20 protein-coding genes are annotated in these 25,242 nt (G+C 33.2%); 6 read left to right on the forward strand and 14 right to left on the reverse strand.

The genetic code is table 11. From position 1 onward, the window contains the following. Positions 1-6: 6 nt before the first annotated feature. Positions 7-1,239 carry an ABC transporter permease gene (locus tag DFQ11_RS12915; RefSeq protein WP_110476379.1) on the reverse strand — a complete coding sequence of 411 codons (1,233 nt, stop codon included), beginning with the start codon at positions 1,237-1,239 and terminating at the stop codon, positions 7-9. Positions 1,240-1,247: 8 nt separating this feature from the next. Here DFQ11_RS12915 and DFQ11_RS12920 point away from each other — a divergent pair, with 8 nt between their 5' ends. Then, complete coding sequence (locus DFQ11_RS12920) at positions 1,248-2,549, forward strand: exo-beta-N-acetylmuramidase NamZ family protein (RefSeq protein ID WP_110476298.1); 1,302 nt, start codon at positions 1,248-1,250, stop codon at positions 2,547-2,549. Positions 2,550-2,601: 52 nt separating this feature from the next. On the opposite strand, the gene DFQ11_RS12925 is transcribed toward DFQ11_RS12920, so the two are convergent. From DFQ11_RS12925 to DFQ11_RS12935, 3 genes are read right to left on the reverse strand one after another with little or no spacing between them, the layout of a single operon-like run. Then, positions 2,602-3,444, reverse strand: a complete 843-nt coding sequence (locus tag DFQ11_RS12925) for a sterol desaturase family protein (protein WP_110476299.1) — start codon at positions 3,442-3,444, stop codon at positions 2,602-2,604. A gap of 5 nt (positions 3,445-3,449) precedes the next feature. Further along, positions 3,450-4,349, reverse strand: coding sequence for a hypothetical protein (locus DFQ11_RS12930; RefSeq protein ID WP_110476300.1), 900 nt, complete (start codon positions 4,347-4,349; stop codon positions 3,450-3,452). Positions 4,350-4,391: 42 nt separating this feature from the next. Then, positions 4,392-4,886 (reverse strand): YkgJ family cysteine cluster protein, encoded by a 495-nt coding sequence (locus DFQ11_RS12935; protein ID WP_110476301.1) that lies wholly within the window; start codon positions 4,884-4,886, stop codon positions 4,392-4,394. Positions 4,887-4,993: 107 nt separating this feature from the next. Here DFQ11_RS12935 and DFQ11_RS12940 point away from each other — a divergent pair, with 107 nt between their 5' ends. Further along, a complete protein-coding gene (locus tag DFQ11_RS12940) occupies positions 4,994-5,695 on the forward strand; it encodes a class I SAM-dependent methyltransferase (protein WP_110476302.1) in 702 nt (233 codons plus the stop codon). Positions 5,696-6,273: 578 nt separating this feature from the next. Here the strand turns inward: DFQ11_RS12940 and DFQ11_RS12945 are convergent. The 4 genes from DFQ11_RS12945 to DFQ11_RS12960 form a co-directional block, all read right to left on the reverse strand. Next, on the reverse strand, positions 6,274-7,893 hold the full coding sequence (locus DFQ11_RS12945; protein ID WP_110476303.1) for an amidohydrolase: 1,620 nt from the start codon (positions 7,891-7,893) through the stop codon (positions 6,274-6,276). Between the two features lie 159 nt (positions 7,894-8,052). Next, positions 8,053-9,777, reverse strand: coding sequence for a TonB-dependent receptor (locus DFQ11_RS12950; protein ID WP_110476304.1), 1,725 nt, complete (start codon positions 9,775-9,777; stop codon positions 8,053-8,055). An 81-nt stretch (positions 9,778-9,858) separates the two neighbouring features. Then, complete coding sequence (locus DFQ11_RS12955) at positions 9,859-12,882, reverse strand: tetratricopeptide repeat protein (protein WP_110476305.1); 3,024 nt, start codon at positions 12,880-12,882, stop codon at positions 9,859-9,861. A gap of 119 nt (positions 12,883-13,001) precedes the next feature. Beyond that, positions 13,002-14,594: a right-handed parallel beta-helix repeat-containing protein gene (locus DFQ11_RS12960; RefSeq protein ID WP_110476306.1), complete on the reverse strand. Its 1,593-nt coding sequence runs from the start codon at positions 14,592-14,594 to the stop codon at positions 13,002-13,004. Between the two features lie 99 nt (positions 14,595-14,693). On the opposite strand from DFQ11_RS12960, the gene DFQ11_RS12965 reads away from it, so the two are divergent. From DFQ11_RS12965 to DFQ11_RS12975, 3 genes are all read left to right on the forward strand, one after another. Further along, the gene (locus DFQ11_RS12965; protein ID WP_110476307.1) at positions 14,694-15,377 is read left to right on the forward strand and encodes a cell division ATP-binding protein FtsE; all 684 of its coding nucleotides are present in this window, start codon (positions 14,694-14,696) and stop codon (positions 15,375-15,377) included. 268 nt (positions 15,378-15,645) lie between these two features. Beyond that, entirely contained in the window at positions 15,646-16,779 is a 1,134-nt protein-coding gene (locus DFQ11_RS12970; RefSeq protein ID WP_158525006.1) for a capsular polysaccharide export protein, LipB/KpsS family, read from the forward strand. A gap of 1 nt (position 16,780) precedes the next feature. Further along, positions 16,781-17,719 carry a glycosyltransferase family 2 protein gene (locus DFQ11_RS12975; RefSeq protein WP_110476309.1) on the forward strand — a complete coding sequence of 313 codons (939 nt, stop codon included), beginning with the start codon at positions 16,781-16,783 and terminating at the stop codon, positions 17,717-17,719. Here the strand turns inward: DFQ11_RS12975 and DFQ11_RS12980 are convergent. Further along, complete coding sequence (locus tag DFQ11_RS12980) at positions 17,699-18,109, reverse strand: sugar 3,4-ketoisomerase (protein WP_110476380.1); 411 nt, start codon at positions 18,107-18,109, stop codon at positions 17,699-17,701. The genes DFQ11_RS12975 and DFQ11_RS12980 overlap by 21 nt on opposite strands. After that, positions 18,109-19,203, reverse strand: coding sequence for a glycosyltransferase (locus tag DFQ11_RS12985; RefSeq protein WP_110476310.1), 1,095 nt, complete (start codon positions 19,201-19,203; stop codon positions 18,109-18,111). Before DFQ11_RS12985 ends, DFQ11_RS12980 begins: the two co-directional genes overlap by 1 nt. A 44-nt stretch (positions 19,204-19,247) precedes the next feature. Between DFQ11_RS12985 and DFQ11_RS12990 the strand changes: the two genes are divergently transcribed. Beyond that, positions 19,248-20,408 (forward strand): glycosyltransferase, encoded by a 1,161-nt coding sequence (locus DFQ11_RS12990; RefSeq protein WP_110476311.1) that lies wholly within the window; start codon positions 19,248-19,250, stop codon positions 20,406-20,408. Positions 20,409-20,516: 108 nt separating this feature from the next. Here the strand turns inward: DFQ11_RS12990 and DFQ11_RS12995 are convergent, their stop codons facing one another. From DFQ11_RS12995 to DFQ11_RS13010, 4 genes are read right to left on the reverse strand one after another with little or no spacing between them, the layout of a single operon-like run. Next, the gene (locus tag DFQ11_RS12995; protein WP_110476312.1) at positions 20,517-21,800 is read right to left on the reverse strand and encodes an O-antigen translocase; all 1,284 of its coding nucleotides are present in this window, start codon (positions 21,798-21,800) and stop codon (positions 20,517-20,519) included. A 15-nt stretch (positions 21,801-21,815) separates the two neighbouring features. After that, positions 21,816-23,120: an O-antigen translocase gene (locus tag DFQ11_RS13000; RefSeq protein WP_110476313.1), complete on the reverse strand. Its 1,305-nt coding sequence runs from the start codon at positions 23,118-23,120 to the stop codon at positions 21,816-21,818. Further along, positions 23,121-24,215 (reverse strand): DegT/DnrJ/EryC1/StrS family aminotransferase, encoded by a 1,095-nt coding sequence (locus tag DFQ11_RS13005; RefSeq protein ID WP_110476314.1) that lies wholly within the window; start codon positions 24,213-24,215, stop codon positions 23,121-23,123. Beyond that, positions 24,212-25,084 carry a GNAT family N-acetyltransferase gene (locus DFQ11_RS13010; protein WP_229791298.1) on the reverse strand — a complete coding sequence of 291 codons (873 nt, stop codon included), beginning with the start codon at positions 25,082-25,084 and terminating at the stop codon, positions 24,212-24,214. Before DFQ11_RS13010 ends, DFQ11_RS13005 begins: the two co-directional genes overlap by 4 nt. Between the last annotated feature and the right edge of the window lie 158 nt (positions 25,085-25,242).

The raw sequence follows: 25,242 nt of genomic DNA on the forward strand, positions 1-25,242 counted from the left end.
ATAAAATCAATCAAATCGAATCGACTTCACTGGCGATATCTTAGAAATAATTATTGAAGGAATTAATAACATCAATAAACAAGCTATAAATGTTCCTATATTGAGCAAAAGTATATAGTCCATACTTATGTAAACTGGTGCATTAGTAACGTAATAGGTATCTGGATTCAAAGGAAACAATTTGAAATACTTTTGAATAAACAATAAACCTAAACCTATTGCATTTCCCCAAAGCAAACCCAATCCAATTAAATAAGCTGCATTATATAAAAATACCTTTCTAATCGTCCAATTAGAACTACCTAGTGCCTTCAGAATCCCGATCATTTGAGTACGCTCAAGAATTAAAACTAACAAAGCTGTAATCATATTTATTCCAGCAACCACAATCATTATTGCGATTATTCCATAGGTATTATTATCAAAAATCTTTATCCATTCAAAAATGGCGTAATGCTTTCTAGTTATTGAGGTGGCGTTCATTAAAGACGGAATCGCTCTATATATTTCATTTGTTTTCTGATCTATCTTTGCAAAATCGTCAATAAACACTTCAAAACTTCCTATTTGATCCTCATTCCATTTATTAAGGCGTTGAATATGTCTTAAATCTGCGATGCAAAATTTCTCATCTAATTCCTGAAAGCCTGAATTATAAATACCAACTACTTCGTAATTTATAATTCGTGGTAACTTCACGAGGTCTTCACCAAAAGCAGTTTGAAATTTATCGCCTACCTTGAATCCTAAACGATTCGCTAAATAACTTGAAATTAGAATTTCTTCATTACGTTCTTTTGTGAAGTCAGGTAACCGACCATCAACGAGAAATTCTTCAAAATACTCCCAATTATAATCTGCACCAACACCTTTAACAACTACACCTTCAAAATCAGTTTCCGTTCTAATGACTGCAAATTTCTGGGCCACACCTTGAACATGTTTTACCCCTTGAACCTCATTAAAATCTGGATAAAATTCTTGATTTCTAGAAATTGGCACTTGCGATTCGTCTGACGCATTGGTGTCATAATTAGTGATTTCAATATGGCCATTAAAGGCGGCGACTTTATCTCTAATTTTCTGTTGCAGACCCAGTCCGGTTGCAATCGCAATAAGCATTACAATAATTCCTATAGCAATTGCTGCGATACCAATTTTAATTATTGGTGCCGAAACACTACTTTTATACGTTTTATTGCCAATTATACGTTTAGCTATAAATAACTCGAAATTCAAATTCAAATATGCTTTTAAAGGTTGTCAAAAATACAGTTTTATTCTCGATAATTATCGGGTTAAACTTACTTACGTTTTCATGTGGAAATAAAGTGAAGTCCGAAGCAGGAAGCTCAAAGGATAAGGTTTTAATGAATGAAAACACATCTCAATCAATAAATTCAACGTTAAATCGTCAGAAAACCATCAGTGTTGGAGCTAATAGAACTGCTTTATATTTACCATTATTACAAGGTAAACGTGTGGGCATTGTTGCTAATCAAACAAGTGTTATTTTCAAAGACCAAGCAAAACATAATTCAAATTACAGTACGCATATCGTAGATTCATTACTATCACTAAATGTAGATGTAAAAAGAGTATTTGCTCCAGAGCACGGATTTAGAGGAACTGCAGATGCTGGTGAAGTTGTAAAAGATGGCGTTGATACCAGAACTGGATTACCTATTATTTCTCTTTATGGAAAAAATAAAAAACCACATGCAGAACAGTTGAAAGAATTGGACCTTGTTATATTTGACATTCAAGACGTAGGCGCTCGTTTCTATACTTATATTTCAAGTTTACATTATGTGATGGAAGCTTGTGCTGAACAAAATATTCCTGTTCTCATTTTAGATAGGCCGAATCCAAATGGTCATTATATCGATGGACCTATTTTAGAAATGGCGCACAAAAGTTTTGTGGGAATGCATCCAATTCCAGTAGTTCATGGAATGACCATTGGCGAATACGCTAAAATGATTAATGGTGAAAAATGGTTAGAAAACGGCATTCAGTGCGATTTAAATATTATTCCTGTAGAACATTATACACATCAAACACCATACAGTTTACCCATTAAGCCTTCTCCCAATTTACCTAATGATGCTTCTATAAATTTATATCCAAGTTTATGCTTTTTTGAAGGTACTGATATAAGTATTGGTCGTGGAACAGACAAACAATTTCAAGTGGTTGGTTCGCCTTTATTTAAATCGAACAACTTTCCTTTTGAATTTACACCTAAATCAAATGAAGGTGCAAAATATCCGAAACACGAAAACAAAACCTGTTATGGCTATGACCTATCTAAGCACGAAGCTTTAAATGGACTCAATCTAACTTGGTTGAAAGAATTCTACATCGCTTCCACAAATAGTACTCCGGAAAAATCCTTTTTTACAGATTTCTTTACATTGTTGGCCGGCACAAAGAAACTCCAAGAACAAATTGAAGCAGGATGGGCTGAGAATGATATTAAATTGACTTGGAAAGAAGGTTTAAAAAAATATGATAACATGCGTCAGCCTTATCTATTATATAAATAAACCTAGATTATAGTATAAATTAAGGTATTTGTTTTCGACAAAACACAAGAACTTAGTCTTCAAACTCAGCAGCAAGAGTAGATTTATCATACTTTTGAAAGGGTTGCTTCAACAATTCCTTAATACTGCTGTTCTTTACTTCATCCGGAAAAACATCTACGCCGTACACTATTTTTTCACGATCTAAATACATATAGGTTCCAAATATTCTATCCCAAATACTAAAAATGTTTCCATAGTTAGAATCTGTATACGGTAATCTATAATGGTGGTGAATTTTATGCATATCTGGCGATACTATAAAGTAACTTAATACTTTATCTAAGCGTCTTGGCATTCTTATATTAGCATGTGTCAACTGCGTAAACACTACTGAAAGTGCTTGATATAACATAACTAAGGCTATTGGCGTACCAACTACAAATACACCCAACAAGGTAAATCCGAAGCGAATAAAACTTTCTATAGGGTGATGTCTATTTCCTGTTGTGGTATCTACTTTATGATCTGTATGATGTACCAAATGCACCATCCAAAGTGGTTTTACTTTATGCTCTACATAATGCGCCAAATACGCACCGAAAAAATCTAGTAATAACACCCCTAAAAATGCGTATAACCACAAAGGCATTTCAGGTAACCAATTAATAATACCGAAGTTATTAGTCTTTACCCAATCTGCCGAACCCAATAGTAAAAATGCTAGTGCAAAATTTACAATAATGGTGGTAAGTGTAAAAAACAGATTCGGAATAGCATGTTTCCATTTTTTATAATTGAATTGAAATAATGGTATCCCTCCTTCCAACAACCAAAAAAATGTGATGCCTCCCACCAACAATAAACTCCTGTGTAAGGTAGGAATGTTTTCAAAGTATGTGATAATGCTTTCCAATGCTGTTATGAATTAAGGTTTATAAGAAGTTGAGCTTTTTTTAAATTTACTAAAGAAATCTTAGACTCCCATAAAGCAATATTTGTATTATCATTTAAAATACGATATGCCGTATAATAAAGGAATGCGACCTCCGGCAAATTAATAGTCTCAAAATTTTCAGCATCCATTCGTTTTAATTGTCGAAGCACTCTTTTAGGGCGTTTGTAAATGAAGTCTTCTTGAATCTTTAATAATTCTACACGTTGAGTTAAAGCCAGCTGCTCATCATTTGGTCGATCGCCAATAAACTGACGTGCTTCTTCTAAATAAATATTAGAAAACCCAACCATTTCAATTCTTGTTTCTTCATTTAAATACAGAGAGACATCCAAATACTTAGACGCTAAATAATAAGCCGAATAAAAATTCTTTTCCTTTTTGTACCCTTCTAATTGAGCAGCTAAAATTTCTGTATTTAAAGAGTATTTTGAAATTATTGAAGTGATATTTTGATAGTCTACAGTCTGGCTTGATACATTCAAAATATTCCCATTAACATCCATTATTTTAATAGAATCATCATTAAACTTGTCTATATATTGCTGAGATCGATTGTCTTTTATAGCATTATATAAATCGGCATAAGCATATTCACTTACAATAACAGGAACAAAGTTTTCCCAAATTAAAGGACTTATAGCTTCATCTGTAAACAAGTTTTCTACCAAAAGAGTCTGACCTTTATCATTTTCCACTAACACAGGATAGTCGTATAAAGTCGCATCTTCCCAAACCATTAAAACCATTTTATTCTGCGCTAAAGCTAAATTTTGAGCTATCTCTAAATTGGTCATCCAAGCCTGAGCATTAGATAAATTAATGGAAAATAGAATCAATACTATTTTTAAAAGAATGGTTTTCATAGGTATCTATTTTTCAATTTTACATTAACTTTTTTTTGAATACTATAAAGGTATTCTCTTTTTCATTTCTTCGACAATATTATAGGCAGCCGGACAAATGGCCACATTTTTTAGTGTGAGATTTGAGATTTGCTGAAACTTTTTCCGGTCTGTATGCGGAAACTCTCTGCAAGCTTTTGGTCTCACATCATATATTGAACAATAATTATCCTCACCCAAAAACGTACAAGGTACAGATTGTAAAACATAATCATTTTCTTCATCCAGTCGTAAATAGGTGTCAATGAATTGCTTTTCTTTCATTTTGAAGAATTTCGCAATCCGCTGAATGTCTTTATCGGTAAATAAAGGCCCCGTAGTTTTACAACAATTGGCGCATTTTAAACAATCCGTCCGTTCAAATTCTTCTTCGTGCAACTCCTGCATAAGATAGTCTAACTTTTTTGGCGGTTTCTTTTTTAACTTGGTAAAAAAGGTTTTATTCTCCTTATGCTTATCTTTGGCAAGCTTAGGAAGATTATTGATTTGGTCTTGCATAGTGTAAAAATACTAAACTTGTCATTTAGAGAGAAACGAAGAATCTTAAAAATAATTATCGCTAAGACTATTCAACTCCGATTCAGGTGACATACTCACGAAGACTTATGAAAAAAGACCTATTTGGAAAGGCGTTATTAGATTATCATTCAGGAAATTATTCAGAAGATATTATCACCTCCACCAACATTTCCGATGAAGATGAACTACCACTTCCCTATTTATTTAGAGGTTATTCTGAAATGCCAAAACTAGAACAAAAAGCTTTACAGCTAGCAAAAGGAAAAGTTTTGGATGTTGGTTGTGGCTCAGGAAGTCATTCCTTATGGTTACAAGACAAAGGCCTTAAAGTAAAAGCTATAGACTATTCTGAAGGAGCTATACAAGTTGCTAAAGAACGTGGCGTTTTACAGGCTGAATTGAAACCTCTTTTAGAAGAAACTGAATCCTTTGATACGATTCTATTATTGATGAATGGCACGGGAATTTTTCAAGAATTATCTCAAGTATCAAAATATCTAAAACACCTGAAGTCTTTATTAAATCCGAATGGACAGGTATTAATTGATTCTTCTGATATCTCATATATGTATGAAGATGAAGATGGTGGCATGTGGTTAGACCTTAATCAAAGCTACCCTGGTGAATTGGATTATTTCTTGTCTTATAAAGGTAAAGAAGAAACACCAATGAAGTGGTTGTATCTTGATTTCGACACTTTAAATACGGCTTGTTTAACGGCAGGACTGAAGTGTGAGAAAGTTATAGATGGCGAACATTTTGATTATTTGGCTCGGATTTCTTTATAAATCGTACACAAAATTTCGCTGAGTTCAACTGAGACTCACTAAGAAATAATCACAAAACTATAACGCAGAGGCACCTAGAGAATCACTGAGATTCGTGGAGATTTTATGATACTTCTCTGTGTATCTCTGCGTTTAATTCTATGTGCCTCTCTGAGTAAAAACTATTACGCAGAGTCACCTAGAGAATCCCGGAGATTCGCAGAGGGTTTATTATACTTCCCTGTGTTTCTCAGCGTCTAAAACTCTGTGCCTCTCTGAGTAAAAACTATTACGCAGAGTCGCCTAGAGAATCACGGAGATTCGCAGAGGGTTTATGATAACTCCCTGTGTTTCTCAGCATCTAAAACTCTGTGCCTCTCTGTGAAATAATAAAAAATTATAACGTAAAGTCAATTAGAGGATCACGGAGATTCGTGGAGATTCTATGATACTTCTCTGTGTATCTCTGTGTTTAATTCTCTGTGCCTCTCTGAGTAAAAACTATTACGCAGATTCACCTAGAGAATCACGGAGATTCGCAAAGAGTTTATTATACTTCCCTGTGTTTTTCAGCGTCTAAAACTCTCAGTAACTAGAACTTATTGAACCTCCCCATTTACAAAAGTCTTCAACACCTTAATATTAGGAATTTCTTTAGCTTCAACCGTCATTATATCTTTATCTAAAATGATGAAATCGGCAAACTTTCCTACTTCAATACTACCTTTTTCATCTTCTTCAAAATTGGAATAGGCTGCCCAAATAGTCATTCCTTTTAAAGCTTCCTCTCTACTCAAGGCATTTTCCATTTGAAAACCTCCTTCAGGATACTGCTCTAAATCTTGTCGTGACACTGCTGCAAAAAAGGTTAAGAATGGACTCACACGTTCTACAGGAAAATCAGTTCCTAAAGCTACTTTTCCATAAGCTTCTAATAATTGCTTATTAGCATAGGCGCCCTTAATTCGTTCCTCTCCAAGGCGGTCTTCTGCCCAATACATATCACTTGTAGCGTGGGTTGGCTGAATAGATGGCATTACATTTTTATACAATTCAAAATCTTTCGGAGATACAATTTGTGCATGCTCTACTCTCCAACGTCTATCGTTTTTTCCTTTAAGTACTTTGTTATAAATTTCTAGAACCGCTCTATTAGCAGAATCTCCAATAGCATGTGTATTCATCTGGAATTCAGAATTCGCTATACGTTCGGCTGATTTTTTCATAGTTTCTAAATCAGTAACTAATAGTCCTAAATGTCCAGGCTTGTCTGAATATGGTTCTTTCAACATGGCTCCTCTAGAACCTAAAGCGCCATCGCCATAAACTTTAAATGAACGCACATTAAGTCTCTCTGTTTTATAGACACCTTTATTTAAATAATAATCTAAGTTGTCTTGAGAATGTGATACCATTGCGTAAATTCTCATCTTTAAGTCTCCCGTATTTTGAAGACTATCAATAATCTCGATGGCATTTTTACTTAAGCCTGCGTCATCAACCGTTGTTATTCCTAAATTAAAGCAAATTCTCTGCGCTTCTAATAATGCATTTACATGATCTTGCCTTGATGGCTTGGGCCAACGGTTCATGACTAAACTTTGGGCATTATCAATTAAGATACCTGTAAGTTTGCCATTAACAACCTCCACTTCTCCACCTTCAACTGTACTATTTACAGTAACATTCCCTAAATCTAATGCAGCTTGGTTACATAATGTGGCATGACCATCAATACGTCGTAAGGCCACTGGTGTATTTGGATACAACTTATCTAAAAGTGCTTTGTTTGGAAAGTTCTTTTCTCCCCACGCATTTTGGTCCCAACCTCGCCCCATGATATAATCGTTATTCTTTTCATTTTGAAAATCTAAAACACGTTTAATCATCTCATCAAAACTCTTTGTGCCGACTAAATCTACCGCTTGCTGGTTGAATCCTAATCCTAAAAAGTGACAATGGGCGTCTATAAATCCTGGAACAATTGTTTTACCTTCTACTTCGATGGACTCAGCAGTTTGATATTGTTTTTCGATTTCGGAAGTGGTTCCAATGGCAATTATTTTCCCATCTTTTACAGCAAAAGCTTCTGCCTTATTAAAATTATCATTAACCGTATAAATGTTAGCATTTCTAACTATTAGATCGGCATTCTGTTTTTCATTCTGACAAGAAAAAATTGTAATTAATAATAGAATTGATAGTAGTCTTTTTATCATGGCTGGCTTGACATTTATTCACTCTACGACTCACGATGGAGTCCTTGGAATTGGTTAATTTCTTCGTAAAAATAAGAAAAGCGTCCCAAATGGGACGCTTTTAAAGTTTTTCAATTTTATCTAAAACACTCTAATTTAAAATTAGATAAGATGAATTTTCTAGAAATCAAATTGATAAGTAGCTCCAGCTAACACTTGTATGCCTTGTACTGGGAAATTTATCCATCTGTCATAATTCTGACTTGCAATATTATTCGCCTTAGCAAAAACTGACAACTGATCATTTATTTTGTAACCTACATGTGCATTCACATCAAAATAACTATCTAAGGTTACAGTAGAAATATTCGATGGCGCAAATAAGTCGTGAACGACTCTTTCATCTTTACGTTCTCCAACAAAATACGCACTCGCTCCTGCAAACCATTGTTCCGAAATTTGATAATCCACAAAAACAGAGGCTTCAAGTTCTGGTAGGTTCCATGCTTGACTTTCATGATCTGTATCATAGGCAAAATATTCACCTTTTATACCTAAAGTAAAGTTTCTATTAAAATCTACATTTAACTCTCCTGCCACAGAAAAAGTGGTTACATCATCGTAAACGACGCCAAATGAGTTTCCATATTGATAATCTTCTGTTGTGGTTGCTAATGCTTCATTTGATTTATACATTGCTTTATTAGCTTCCGACATGTAATTTCCATTTAAGTTATAACTAATAGTATTAGTTAACTTTCCTTTTAATCCTACAAACCCCTTGAATTGTTGGTCCGTTGGAGTGACAAATAGTGTAGGCGACACAAATGAGTTAATCTTTGTAAAATCGTAATAGTTGTTCTGAATAACCTCACCTGTCAATCCAGCATAAGCGATTAAAATTTCATCGACTAAACGGTATGACGCATCAATATTAGGATGGATGTAGAATTTACTTTTACTAAATTCAGTATCATTTAAATAGGTCAATCTTATTCCTAAGTTAATTGATAGATCATCTTGGTTTAATTGATATGAAGGCGCCACGCCAAACATAATATTTCCATAATCAATAGCCTGATTATTATTGTAATCAGTATCAAAGCTTCCTCCTAAATAATCGATAAAAACCTCAGCTTCTATATCGGCATCTTGAATTGTAACTTGAAAATTAGAGTTGGCGGCTAAACGGTTTTCGGCTGAACCTCTATCGTCACTAAAGTTTCTAAATCTTAAACTAGCATCTTTCACAATAGCATCGTCGAACCTAATGTTTCCACCTAAATTAAAACTCGTGTAGCTGTGTTTTGGGTCAATGACATCCGCTTCAGCTTGTCCAAAGAATTCTTGTGGTAAACCGTACCAATTATAAGTTTGTAAATCAGCTCCACCATCAACTTTCCAAGAAAAATCTCTAAGGTTCTGAGTAAAGTGCGCGTTTAGTTTGGTCTTAGAAAAATTATCATCTAATAAAAGATCGTCTATACCACCTTGGGATGAATGATGACTAAAATAGCCTCCAATATTTTCATCTCTACTCAACTCATGATTGAGATAAACTTCCCCTAAAATAGAAGTGTAAGTACCAACACCTAAAGACGCGTAATTATCGTACAACTTTACCGCCTTTGCTTTATCTACAGTAGCTGCCTTACCTTTAGCTGGTGTAAATGTAGAGGCCACTGGAATAGAAAAAATATTATATTTTATCTCCTTTTTTTTGACCGCATTTGAATCGCTTAATTGCGGATTATCTTTAATCTTAAATGCATCTGAAATTGTAGGTGTATAAGGTTTAATAACATTAACAGTTTGATCTGCAAGTGTGTCTTTGGTACGTTCCTGGGCATATGAGAAAGCCATACCCAAAGTAAACATCGATAATACTATATATTTAATTTTCATGTGTATTAATTTGATTGAAAAATGGTTGATGATTGTTTCTTTCTTTTATCACTATAATTTTGCTCAGTGGCTAAAAAGAAATTAATTATCATCCGTTTCAATTGATGAATTCGTTTTCGCTTCTTCGGTTTTTATTTTATTTAATTCTTCTTTAGCTTCTTTTACAACATCCTTGAAATCAGGGAAATTGCTAATAACACTTTCCAAAATATAAGTCGCTTGGAAAGCATCCCCTAAAGCGTAAAAGTTCTTAGCCATTATAACTAAGCCTTTTGCACTATAATATTTATAGCTACCATAATCCTTCGCCAATTTTTGAATCGTAACATTAGACGCTTCGTAGTTTGCTTCTTTATGTTTGAAATAACCATTATAATATAGAGCTTCTGCCGCTACACTTCCAGTCGCTAATTTCTCAACTTCGGCGTAGGCCGTCTTTGCCTTTGCCTCGTTTCCTGTTTTAAAGGCTGAACGTGCAATAATTAACTTCGCATCGCTCTTTACTTTATTATCCAATTTCGAATTGCTCAGTACTTTTTCCGCATAGGATTCCGCTTTAGAATAATCTTCTGTTTGGTAATAAGCATTCATTAAATTAGACTGTGCGTATACGACATTCTGCGGGTAATCAGCCTCAGCCTCTAATCGTTTAAGAATAGGCACTGCGCTGTCCCAATCCGATTTACTTAAATAAATTTCAGAAAGTTTCACAATAGCTTGCTCTGTATATTCACTCTTAGAAACTGTAGCAACTGCTTTGTAATGAGGTTGCGCATTATCAAATAAATCTTTTTGATAATACAATTGCGCGAGGTAAAAATGCGCTTTCAGATTATGAAGACCCTTTGGGAATTTATTTAAATAATTATTAAACTGACGAATCGCCTTATCGGTTTCTCCATCTAAATACGGCTTTTCTGCAGCGAGATAAGTGGTGTTATCTAAATCGACATCACTAACTTCAACATAATCTAATGTTCTTACCCAACGTGCATATTCATCTACTCGTCCTAGATCGATATAAATTAAACGCGCTGTTGAAACTGCTTGAACCGCTTCTCCAGAACCAGGGAAATCACTTGCTACCTTTTTAAATTTATTAAGTGCTCGTTCGTTATCGTTTGCATTATAATACACTAAGCCCTGACGTAATAAGGCTTTAGAAGTAAAAGCACTTCTTTGGTATTCCGAATTTAAACGATCATACATCTGCATGGCCTTATCTGTTTCATTAGATTTTACATATGAATTTGCCAACTCATACATAGCATCGTCACGTAAAGCCGACCTTGGGTAAGTGTTTATAAATGAATTTAATTCTGAAATCTTAGCTGAAGACTTTCCTAAATAGCCTTGGCTCATTGCCTTTTGAAAAGCGGCATAATCCGTTTCAATTTCGTTGATTTGAATTGCTTTTTGATAAGCATCAATAGCGTCATTATACTTGCTAGACACAAAATAGCCATCTGCTAATCTTAAATAGGCATCATTCTGACGTAATCGGTCGTTAGACTTATTTTTTATGAATTTTTCAAAATAGGTTGAAGCATTATCGTAATCCTTTAACTTAAAATAGGTATAGGCTAAATTGTAATTAAGATTTTCATTTTCTAATAAATCAGAAGACTCACTTAATCCAGAAAATTGTTTGAAACCAATTAAGGCGTCGTTATAATTAGAAAGATTGTATTCTGTTTCAGCTTTCCAAAATGTTGCTTTTGCCACAAAACGTGGGTCTCTTGGTTCTTTAAGCGATCCTTTGAATAAGGCTAAGGCTTCATTGTATTTGTTTTCATTATACAATTCTACAGCTCTAAAAAAAGCAACCTTTTGATAAGCGACCTTATTCTCGAAACTATTCTTTCCTTTTAAAAGTTCTAAAGCCTCTTTATAGTTTTTTGAAGTGATATAAGAATCAATCAACAAGGTTTCAATTTCTTCCTTATACGCGGTTGAAGGATATTTATTTAAATAACTAGTAAGCACCTGTGGAACCGATTGGTAAGGGTTTCCTATATCGTAACTGATTTTGGCATAATTCAACCATGCATCTTCTTGAATTTTGGCATCAAATTCCATTTCTGAAGCGTTTCTAAACGCATTCAAGGCTTCTGATTTTTTATCTAAATTGATGTAACTCTCTCCTAAGTGATAGTACGCATTTTGAGCCACAGCATTTTTACCGTCTATAATCTTATTAAATTCAGAAATAGCCTTTTCAAAATCATTCTGCTTGTAATAGGCATAACCCAGTTGGTAGTAATCGGTATTATTCCATTTTCGTTTTTTGCCTTTGTATTCTTTTAAATATGGAATTGCTTTATCATATTGTTGAAGATTGAAATAACTTTCACCTATAATTTTTGACAATTCCGATTTTTCAGCGGCCGTACTTTTAGGTAATTGTGCTTCTGCTAATTCGATAGCTTTTTCAAATTTTCCTAATTTAAAATTTAAATCGGCTTGGTAGTAAGACAGCTTTTCTTGATACTTTTCGTTATCGCTAACTTGTTCAAAATACTCATTTGCTCTATCGTAGTCATCACCTTCATAAGCCATAAAACCTATATAGTATTTGGCTTGCGACCCGTATTCTTTTGAATTAACTACACGGTTAAGGTATTTAGACGCTTTCTTTTCATCTTTAGTAGAATATAATGAATAACCATAATTGAAATTGAAACGATCCTTCTCACTACCAGCAATACTTCTTTCATCTACTCTGTCATACCACTTACGAGCATAAGCATATTTTCCATTGTTGAAATAATAATCTGCGACATCTAAAAACGCCGTATTACGTTTCGTGCTTGTTGGGTATTCTTCAACAAAACTTGTAATTAAATCGTCTGCATTTTTCTGATTTAAACGTACAGCACAGTTTGCGATGTAAAAAGCACAATCAGATTGTATAGTCACATCCTTAGTCTCTGATTTAATATCATTGAACAAAGACTGAGCGGCTTTATACTGCTTATTATTATATAAAGTTAATGCTTTCTGATAGTCTTGTAAATCATTGGTATAAATCGCAGATTTCTGTGCCATACCAAATGAAGAAATCAGAAGAAAAACGATGAGAAACGGTCTTTTAAGAAACATCATTTGTTAAATATTTTATTTAGTGTCAAATATAATCCAATACAAAATCTATAACGATAGAAAATGTTTATAATTATACACGGAGTTATTAAATGTTATGGTTGCTTGAAAGGAATTTACTTCTAAAATAGCCAATCGAAAAAGCGTTCTAGAGCACTTTTCTTTTCAAGCGCTTCAAACTCAATTCTAAACACGCCAAAATTGTTAGCCGACTTAGTGGCCACAGTATTATGCAAGGGCTTTTCAAACGCCTTTGAGTTGAGAGGAAACTTAATTTTACCACCTTTCAATAGACGACCTGCTTTAAGGATTTCCTTTCTGTTTTCGATATCATAGATTTTATAGGGTGTTCCTTCCTTAATGTGAAATGCACTGAAATCAACCTCTACATCATTTCCATTTTTATCTATAAGCGCCACATTAAAGTGACTTGAATTTGTATGTAACGGCGTGACTTTCAACACAGGATTGATTTCAAAATCCTTGAATCTTTTCATAGAACTGTTCTTGTCAACCCCAAAGGTTTGTTGCCAATCTTGAAGATTATAGTCTTTATATTTTACGATTCTAAATCCTGAATTTTTCCTCGTGTAGTATTCATTATTATCAAAATCTAACAAACCCGAATTTAATGCTGGCAATGACGATTTATCAAAATTCACATAGCTTCCATACACTTTGTTGTTTTTAAATGTCAAGGATTTAAAGTGCATAAGATTTAGTGGATTATTTCTACCCAACAGAATATTATCTGTTATGGTAATATTTTCTACCAACGCCCTAGCTTTAAAACCAATTGCCAACGCTGTCCCGTAGCCATAATTTTTAGAATCACTAAAATCTATGTTGTGATAAAAGACATTATTTTTAACTTGAATATCTCTTGCTTTATTGATTCCTTTTGTATCGTTAGTTGCTATGATGACATTATCTCTAAGAGTACCTGATGGCATTCCATTATTGAATAAAATATTATCAGAAAGCTCTACGTTTTTAACAAACTCATAATCGTGTCCAGCTGATGCCGACCACACTTCGATGCCCTTATAGTAATTATTAAAAATTATATTGTTTCTAATTATTCTAAGATCATCAGATTTGTTTTGCACGTACATTCCCTCTCCAGATCCTCTCGGTTCTTCCATTGTACCATTGTTATAAATAATACAATCCTCAATAACTGAACCTCCTGTCAATTTCCATGAACCAAATCCCAACCCTGGAATGTTGTATATGATTAAATTCTGAAATTTACACTCTCCTGCTCTATGGTTAATTCCTGAAGCGGTATAGTAATTTTCATCTGAGTACAACCGTGAATACTCACCTAAAAAGGTGACTTCGAAATTTCGAAAAATAACATTCGTACTATTAACGTCTAACACCGCTCCACCTTTGGAGCCAACGTTACCATTTAAAACCACCCTATCTTGCTTATAAGCTGAAACTGTAATGAAATCTGAATTTGTAGATTTCAATACACTTTTAAATCTCCCATTGTAAATCCCTTCGTGAATCCAAATAATATCTCCACCATTTACACGTTTTGAAGATTGTTGTAATGCCGTTTGTAAATCCCATGGATTGTTTATACTACCATCGCCATTTGGCGATCCTACGATGTTATTACCATCACTAGGAAAGACATGAAACTCTTTTTGCGCAAATGACAGAGCAGAAAAAAGTATAATTAAAAGACTGACAAAATTTTTCATAATTACATTATTTCAACTACTATGCCAATATAGATTTAGAATTTGGCATTTGGAATTTTAAACAATACTTTTACACATATCTTAATTATAAGTAAAAATATGTCCGAAACGGTTTTAGAGCTTAAAGATGCTACAATATATCAAGGTGAAAGCATGGTGCTTTCTAAGGTGAATTTCGAAATGAAAAAAGGCGACTTTGTCTATCTTATTGGTAAAACAGGAAGTGGAAAAAGTAGTTTTATGAAAACACTTTATGGCGATTTAGAATTAACGGAAGGCGAAGGTTCTATAGTTGATTTCAACTTAAGAACCATGAAGGAAAAAGATATTCCATTTTTAAGACGTAAGCTTGGCATTGTTTTTCAAGATTTTAAACTGTTACCAGATCGCACGATTAACGGGAATTTAGAATTCGTTTTAAAAGCAACCGGTTGGAAAGAAAAAGAACGTATTAAAGATAGAATTGATGCCGTTTTAGATAAAGTTGGAATGAAAACTAAAGGATTTAAATATCCTCATGAACTTTCTGGTGGTGAACAGCAGCGTATCGCTATTGCTCGAGCTTTATTAAATGATCCTGAGCTTATTTTAGCCGATGAGCCTACCGGAAACTTAGATCCACAAACGAGTATTGAAGTCATGGAAGTGTTACAAGACATAAATAAGAACGGCAATACCATTTTAATGGCTACACATGACTATGCCTTACTTTTAAAATATCCGAGTAAAACTTTAAAGTGCGACGAGAATAAGGTGTTTGAAGTGGTGCAAAGAAAAAATTAGTTTAGTTGTACTATTAATTCATAACCTAACTGAATCTCTATTTTTGAGAGAAAACTAATGAAAACTTAAGTCTAACCTCCGACGTATACATTAAAATATGACTGTAATATGTATTGGTTATTACGATAAGTTCTCAAGATTTTTTCTTGACATTAAAAAACAGCTGAAGGCCTCACATGTCTCAAGCTTAAACTTCAAAATCCATAGTATACATCTTAGCGGATTTATATATACACTGTGCCGACTACAATTTAGCAGTTGGATACCCATGAGAGCATGGCTATTAGTTCAGTACAAAAAACAATTCTATAAAGACATCATTCAGAATACCGAATCATTTAAAGGGATTCCATATTGGGAGTATATAAAATTTCATACCGCATTAAGTACAGAAATACCAAAAGACTCGCTACAATTACAAGCTCTAGCTTATATTGATATTTTCGATAAGATATTCAAAAAAGAACAGCCCAATTATTTGTTGACATTGGGAGATTCTCGACTTTGCGTGGAAATTGCAGTTGCCATTGCAGCTAAGTATGAGGTAACAACTTATTATATTGAACAAGGACCTTTCAATACTACATTTTTTGACCAAGAAGGAGTTAATGCCAATTTAAGTATTAGAAGGAATTATAGTACTAAATTGATTGACAAGTCACAGCCGAATTATGAGCCCCTTCTAAACCCGAATTCCACCAAATACAACCGCTCACCAATTTATCGCGGATTGGATTTTCTGACAGCTGCACTATTAGAAAATTCACCATTATATCCACCAGATTTAAAGTATACGGATGTAATCCATAATCCGATAAATAAGACAGAAAAGCTCAAGAATAACCCAGCAGGTAATCATTATTCACATATATTGTTGGCACTTCAAGTCCCCCGGGATGTGAACATGATTTATCATAGTCCAAATTTTAAAACACATACTGAAATAGTATCAAACATTTACTCAAATTTACCTGAAGGAAAACAGCTAGTGGTTAGAGAGCACCCGCTTTATATAAACAAATATGACGAGTCTTTATATAAGTATATTATAGAGAACAATATCCTTATAGACAATTTCACACCCTTAGACCAAGCATTAGATTCAGCGGAGGTTATTGTTGTAAATAATTCAACCGTGGGCATAGAAGCCATTTTAAAATATAAAACCGTAGTGGTATTGGGGAACGCCTTTTACGACAATGAACGTGTGTGTTTGAAATTACATGACAAAGACCAATTAAAGTCGTTACTACAGGGTGCTATTCATTATAAAACAAAGAAAGCAGAGATAGACACTTTTAAAAGCATTTTATTTAATGAGGTCTTATTAGAGGGTTCTATTTCAGACAAAGAATTAAGAGCTTCCAAAAAAATTGCTAATCACCTTATAACACATCAATAATATGCCGTTTTTTTCTGTCATAATTCCATTATACAATAAAGCTGATTATATTTCTGATTGTCTGAACAGTGTCTTAAATCAAAACTTTAACGATTATGAAATTATAATTGTAAACGACGGCTCTACAGATAAAAGTGCCGCAATCGTTGAAGGTTTTGAATCAGAAAAAATAAATCTATTTCATCAGAAAAACTCAGGGGTTAGCGAGGCCAGAAATCAGGCTTCGAAATGGGCAAAAGGTATTTTTCTAGCGTTTTTAGATGCGGATGACCTTTGGAAGCCTAACCATTTACAAGCTCTTAAAGAAAGTATTGAGTGCTTTCCAGATGCTGGTCTTTACGGTAATAATTATGAGATTAATTATAATAATGATTATATAAAGCCTGCTCGATTCAACTTTAAATATTCTGACCACCCCTGTATCATTGATGATTTTTTTAAAGCTAGTTTAAAAGACACCGTAATCTGGACTTCCGCAGCGGCTATTCAGAGAGAAAAATTCTTAGCATCGGGAATGTTTAACAGCATCTATTCTACTGGGCAAGATTTAGATTTGTGGATAAGAATAGCACTATCTCAAGCGATTGTTTTTAATCCAAGAATAACGATGCGCTATAATAAGTCGATAACTGACAGTTTATCTAAAAGTGAAATTAATGATGTGCGTTTTGCACTATTAAGTTCGTACCAATCTTTAGAAATAAATAACGCTAGTTTAAAACATTATTTAGATCTTAAACGTTACGGATTAGCATTGCGCACCAAAATAAATGGAGAAACAAATATTTATAAAGCAACTCTTAAAACCCTAAATTTTAAAAATCTAAATTTCAAACAGAAGGCATTGCTTAAATTACCAGCATGGGTATTAAGGTTACTGAACAAAATAAGACCTTTCCTTATTAATAATACTTTGTATTTAAAACTCTTTAAAGCTTAGGAAGTCATTAAAGTCACGAATATAATCCAATTCGTCATACTCTGAAGACGCTAATACCAAGCAGACACAACCGGAAGAAAAATTATCAATTTCTCGCCAAATCCCAGGCACAACTAACAACCCTTTATGTGGCTTATTCAGGTTAATAGTTTTACTATTTTCTCCATCTTTAAGCAACACATCAAAACTACCTGAAAGCGGAATGATAAGTTGATAGAGTTCCTTGTGTGCATGCCCACCTCTAAATGCATCCGATGGTACGTCGTACAAATAATAGACGCGTTCAATTTTAAAAGGAATTGTTGTTTTCTCAATAACGGCCAAAAGTCCGCGTTCATCATGTACTCGTGGAATTTCTATTATAGAAATGTCATCTATTGTTGTATTCATTAACTTTCTATTAAAGTTTTCCATTGCTTTGAGATATTTTGAACAGAAAGGGTTTCAACACTGTTTTTAGCATTCGCTTTACAGCGAAGATATAATTTTTCGTCAACAATAAAACGATTGAGTGCTTTTGCTAACATTAGTGGATTATGATTTTCTACCAATAACCCATTACTTTCATTTATGATCACGCCATCTTCATAGTTTTGATATGCTACACTAACCACAGGTATTCCACAGGCCAAAGATTCTAAAACCGTCATTGGGAATCCCTCATGATTACTTGACAACACGGTAAATTTTGATTTATTAATATAAGCGAAAGGATTATCTGAAAATGGTAATATCTCTATTGAATTCTTTAAATTTAAATCTGTAATCTTATTCGCTATTTTGGTTTTATCCTTTCCATTTCCCATAAGGATAAGCTTAATCCCTTGGGCTGAAAGATCAGATTTCGAATAGGCATCTACTAGTAATGACACATTCTTTTGTGCTTCTTCAAAACGCCCATACCAAAAGATAAAAGGACATGTAACATCAATTTCTTGTGCCTTCAATCTATTTATATACTCAAAATCTATGGGATTATAAATTGTTTGTAAATTATTGAAATTATAGGTTCGTTGCACCACTTTTTCGATGCCTTTAGAAACTGTCACAATCTTTTTTGCTTTCCTATACAAACGCTTTGTCAACCACTGGATAGGTGGAAAATAACGTTTTATGGTGAAGTTATGTACGATATAGATGGTATCTTTTGGATAAATTAATCCTGATATAATATATTCTGAAAATGGTTTACAACGCACCCGATGATCAATAACAACATCAACCTTGTTTTCTACTAAAAACCTCTTGAATAACAACAAGCGGTTAAAACGACCAAAAACGGAATCATTCTGCTCTTTAATTACGCCCAAATTGAATAATTCACCTTTGTATGGATATTTTATACTGTTAAGAATGGTCATTATGAAAACCTCATAACCCAAATTTGTCAAAAAAATAGATTGCATAGCTGCCACCCTATCAGCACCTCCTTCACTAAGTGAGCGCGATACAATACATATTCTTTTTTTATGATTACTTTGCATCTTGATTAATTAGTGGATAAAGATATTAAATGAAACATCAATAAATGAAAGTTTTACTCTTTGGTGAATATAATAGAGCGCAATGGAATATAAAGCATGGGCTTAAAACTTTAGGGCATGACGCTATTCTTGTGAGCAATAGAGATGGATTTAAAAAAGTAGATGTTGATATCGATATCATTGATCCTTATCGCTCTTTTTTGAGAAAGAAATTCAGGATATTAGTTAAAAATTTAACAGGAATAGACCTCTCTGCAGTCTCTATAAAGCGGCAAATAAAGTCAAAAAAAGAATTACTATCTAACCATGACATTGTTCAGTTCATTAATGAAGCTCCCTTTGATTTTGATAGAAAACACCAACTTATAATTTTTAATTGGCTTAAAGATTGGAACAAAAGTGTGTTTTTACTTTCAGCAGGTTTAGACTACCCAAGTGTTTCTTATGCTTTTGATAAAAAATTCAGATATTCCATATTAACCCCTTACTTCGAAAATAAGGGGTCACAGAAGGATTTTTCTCCAGCACTAAGCTATTTGACTGATGCTCATTTAGCTTTACACAAGCATATATTTAATCATATCAGAGGGGTAATTTCTAACGATTTAGATTACCATATCCCTTTGATTAATCATCCAAAATACTTAGGACTAATTCCACATGCCATCGACCTTAGTAATCTAACCTACAAAACACCTGTTATCGGAGATAAGATCATAATTTTTCATGGAATTAACACCTACAACTACTACAAGAAAGGAAATGATATTTTTAAGACCGCATTAGAGCTTGTTTCTAAAAAATACCCTTCAAAAATCGAAATTATTATTGCTAAAAACCTACCATACAAAGACTATATTATAAGTTTTGACAAAGCTCATATTCTATTAGATCAAGTTTATGCTTATGACCAAGGTTTTAATGCTTTAGAAGCGATGGCCAAAGGAAAAGTAGTTTTCACAGGAGCGGAACAAGAATGGTTAGAGCACTACAAGGTTAAAGAAGATTCAATCGCCATTAACGCTTTACCTGATGCCGAAAAAATTGCAAAAAAAATAGAGTGGTTAATTCTAAATCCTGAAAAGATCACTGAAATCTCCGCCAATGCTAGACAATTTGTAGAAGCCCATCACAATCATATAAATTGTGCGAAAATGTATTTGGACATTTGGAGAAAAGAGATTGATAATCCAACCGCTATTTAAGATGCGAGCATATAATTATAGCGGTTATTTTTCATTATCTAAAGTCTCCTCAAATTCAACAGAAGGATTGTTTTCTCAAGGCGTATCATTTAACAAAGAACTAATCTATTAGGCTGTACTCGCTTTATTAAAATAGGCTTTTATCACAACAACCACAATCACGAAATAGAGGATGTACCTAACCAAATGGGCTATAACTACCCCTTCTGTTCCGAAATAAGGAATAAACAATTGAGTTAACCCAAAAAATAAACCCAGCGAAATGATTTCAGTAAATATAAAACTTTTCACCAAGCGCTTTGCTAAGAACTGATGGGCCAATACTAAAGAACTAAGCCTTACAAAATCGCCCATTAATTGCCATTTAAATAATGGTTCCATACCTATAAAATCTGGAAAAATAAATTTTATGATATAATCGCGCAACAGATATACGATAAGCATTCCTAATGCGAAAATGGGAAGTATCGTTTTATAGATATTTATGACTTCGCTCTTAAATTCGACCTTACCGTTTATGCTTGCAAATTTAGGCAACACGTATAAGGTGAATAAACCTGTTGCAAATACCATATAGTTTTTAGAAATAAATGTAACAGCCGTCCAATACCCTGCTTCATTTACATTTATCTTTTCAGCAACCATAGTTCTAATATCCAGTTCTACATAATTCAACAAAAAGGTTGAAACAAAAGACATTAAAGTGAATGCTAGTAATTTATTTTTGTATACTAGTCTTAGTTTCAACGTCTTAAAGTGCACATACTTTTGTAAGGTTTTTCCAAACACAACAGCTAATACAATTAACTGAATTACTGGGGCAATAGAAATGGCAATAAGAATGCCGGTTAAGTCAGATATATAAAGCCCAATAACAAGAGCTATAGTTGCTAATAAGTAGCTGATCAATTCAATTTTAGCGTACTTTTTATAATCAGATAATCCGCTAACTACTGCATTTACAACACGTCCAATTCCTATAAAAGGGACAATTACAGCCAAGAGCTGAAATAAATAGATATAGTCTTGTGAATTAAAAAGATAATCGGATAAAAAAGTAGCCCCAAAAAACAATACGGCAGCGGAACCAATGGACCCCATAAGTAAAAAACATGATACCGTTGAAAAGATTTTAGTAAGCTCTGATTGATCTTGTTTAAACTCAGCTACATATTTTACTAGGCCGCTAAAAGTTCCTAAGGTGGAAGTCGCTGTTAGCATGGCTAGTAAGTTTCTTATCTGTCCTATACTGGCATAACCCGCTTCGCCTACAGTGACTGCTAATAAACGCTGAACAAATGCCGAAAGCACCAACCTGATGGTAATCACGACAGCATTTAACGAGGTGATTTTTAAAACTATATTATTAGAAAGGAATTTTGGGATTTTCACAATTACAGTTTATTACTAATCAATCTTATCTTCATTGAGTACGCCAAATAAAGAACTGCTAAATGTCAGCACAATTATACCAAAGTACATTAAGTAACTCATAAAATGTCCCATTACAGCACCTTTTACACCAAACTCATCGATGAGATAAATGCTGGAAAAATACATCATAACGAATAAGAACACTGATAAAATCACAAAGTGTGCAAACATCTTCTTAGCAAGAAATTGATATGCGATTACCATAGATAGAACACGCATAATATCTCCTAATATTTGATATCCAAATAAGTCTTCTACCGGCCTAAATTCTTCTGTAAACAATAAATTGATTAGTAATGATCTGCTTAAAAAAATGAGCAGAAGTATTACTAAAAACACTGGCATAATGGTTTTATAGAAACCAAACACCTCTTTTCTAAACTCAATTTTAGAATTTATTTCAGAAAATCGCGGTAAAATATATAGAGCCATTAACGAATTAAAAAACATGAGATAATAATCGGACACTCTTGTCATTGCTGTCCAATAACCCGCTGCTTTTATGCCAATTTCAGAAATTATATAATTCCTAATTAGAATCATTACTATTGGGATGGCAATGGCTCCTACTAAGGCGATAATCATCTCCGGTTTTAATTTATTTAGTACAGATAAATTTATTTTACTTATCCTTATCGCCGAGACATAACTTTTTCTAAAGGCAATCCCAACAAAAGTTATCAATACATTTAGGGCTGGTGTTATTACTATAGACATTAAAGCGCCATTAATATTTTCTTGATAGATTAAGATTAAAGTTACTAATAGTCCTAGAATCTGCCCTAATATATTTATAATGAGTAATAGTTTATATTTAGCAAATCCATTGATTATGGAAAACACAAACATATTTAAGACATAAAATGGTAAAACCATAGCTAAGGTCTCAATGACATAGGTATAGTTATAATTTGAAGTGAAAAGAAATTCATTAATTGTATCCGCATTATAATAGCACAAAAGTGATAGCAGAATGGTAGAAAAGAATCCGAAATAGAAAACGGTAGAAATTAATTTGGTTAATTTTATTAAGTCATCTTTAAATTCATTAATTGAGTTTACTAAGCCTTTATAAAGTCCAGAAATAGCAAAGGATTGAATAACACTTAAAAAATTTCTTAAGTTACCAATTAGCGCCATGCCATGTGGACCAATATAAACGGCAATAAATTTTGAAATTAAAATACCAGCAAGAATCTTTAGACTAATATTAGCCGTATTAAGATTTGCAGACTTAACTAACACTTCATTATTTATATATCGGATAAATTTTTTCAATTAGTAGGCATTTAGCACTCTTATCAAGGTCTGCACCTCTTCATCCTTTAGCAACGGACTCATTGGTAAACTTATAATCCTATTATGAATTTTCTCTGTTATAGGAAGTTGTAAATGAGCAAACGTTTTTAATGCTTCTTGACGATGTGGTGGAATTGGGTAATGAATCAACCATTCTATCTGATTTTCATTTAGAAAATTAGTGAATTTTTCTCTATTATCAACTTCTACGACAAAAGCATAAAAAACATGATTTTTAGAACCATCGTAGAAAGGTAACTTTATTTTAGAATTACGGATTTCATTTAAATACAATTTGGCAATATTTCTCCTTCGTTCATTATCTTCATCTAATCGTTTTAGCTTAATACTAAGAAACGCTGCCTGCATATCATCTAAACGACTATTTACGCCAATAATTTCGTTAGTATACTTTACTTCACTCCCATAATTTCGTAATAAGCGAATGTTTCTGTCTAATTCAGAATCATTTGTAGTGACAGCACCACCATCGCCTAAGGCTCCTAAATTTTTACTCGGATAAAAACTAAATGCAGCGGCATGACCTAAATTTCCTGCCATACCAAAACTAGAAGAGGCTCCATGAGCTTGAGCGGCATCTTCTATTAAAAGTAATTTATAATCTTTTGCTAATTGTTGGAGACTTTCAACGTCTGCTAATTGTCCGTACAAATGAACCATTATTAATGCCTTCGCATTGGCATATATTGATTTATCGGAATCACTGGAAATTGTATAAGTATCTGGATGAGGCTCTACTAAGACCGGCTCTAAATCCGCATGTAATATTGATAAAATTGTAGCGATAAACGTATTTGCAGGAACAATTACTTGATCTCCTTTTTTTAATTTTCCAAGTTGAATATAGCCTTTGAGAATTAACGTTAATGCATCTAAGCCATTAGCTGTACCAATACAGTGCTTTGTACCACAATAATATGAAAATTCTTTTTCAAATTTTGAGACATTAGCCCCTAAAATAAAGTGAGAATTATCTAAAGACTTACTAAAAGCTACTTGAAACTCCTCCCTAAAGCGATGATTTATTTTATGTATATCTAAAAACTTAATCATATCAAAACATCTTCTAATAAGTTATAATTCTCGGTAGCTATATTGTAAAAGCCTTGAGGCATTGAGCGTGCGCCAAAACCTTCCTTCCAAAATAATAAGCCTTCATTTATATGTTGCCCTTCATTAATATTTGAAGTACCAAAATCGAAATATATTTTTTCATTAAATACATTTTCGATAAGATGATGAAATAAGAAATCTAAACTTCCTAGTTCGTTTTTTTCAGAATTACCTGAGATATACTGACAATGTGCAATATTTTCAGTTTCAAAAATAGTTGTTCCAGCAACAATTTTATTGTCCTTATATACATTAAACTGCCTAATATTAGTATTGAATCTCGACTTTAAAAGTGTTATTTCTTTTAAGGAATGAACCGGCTTCACACCGTGTTTCGATTCTAAATTAGGAGTTAAAATCAACTCCCAAAATCCCTCGAGAGAATGAGATTCCTCAACTTTTAAATTAGCTCTGACTGCTCTTTTCACACCTTCTTTTCTACTGTTTGAATAGGCTTTATATTTCATATCCACAACCGAATGTAAATCGGTACGCAACAATTCCGCTTTAGATTTAAACAGCATATAAGCCAATGGATTGTTGCTTTGATTATACAAATAGAAATTTGGTAATTCTTTAATTTGAATATTTTGAATTTCTTCCGTGTTCAAAAATTCCAAAACACTTCTCCAAATTTGAATAAATTCTGTGGTCTTTAATGTTTTTGAATATATTAAACTTCCATAGCTAAGCCCTTGATGCGAATACAATGTTGAGTCGACTAAATTCGCCGGAAGTAAGCCCACTAATTTATTCTTTTTATAAACCATCAAAGAATAATCATGAAATATATGGCTATGATAATCCATAAAATTTCTCTGAAACAGAAAGGTATCTTGGTTGCTTTGTTTTACGAAATTATTCCAATTATCTTTTTCTGAAGCCTTGTATATCTTAGTTGTATAAATGACAGTGAATTTTAATTAATAATACTTTGTGCGTTTACTAACCAAGACACTCTTCAAAT

It is taken from the genome of Winogradskyella epiphytica (assembly GCF_003217215.1).
Taxonomy (GTDB): Bacteria; Bacteroidota; Bacteroidia; order Flavobacteriales; family Flavobacteriaceae; genus Winogradskyella; species Winogradskyella epiphytica.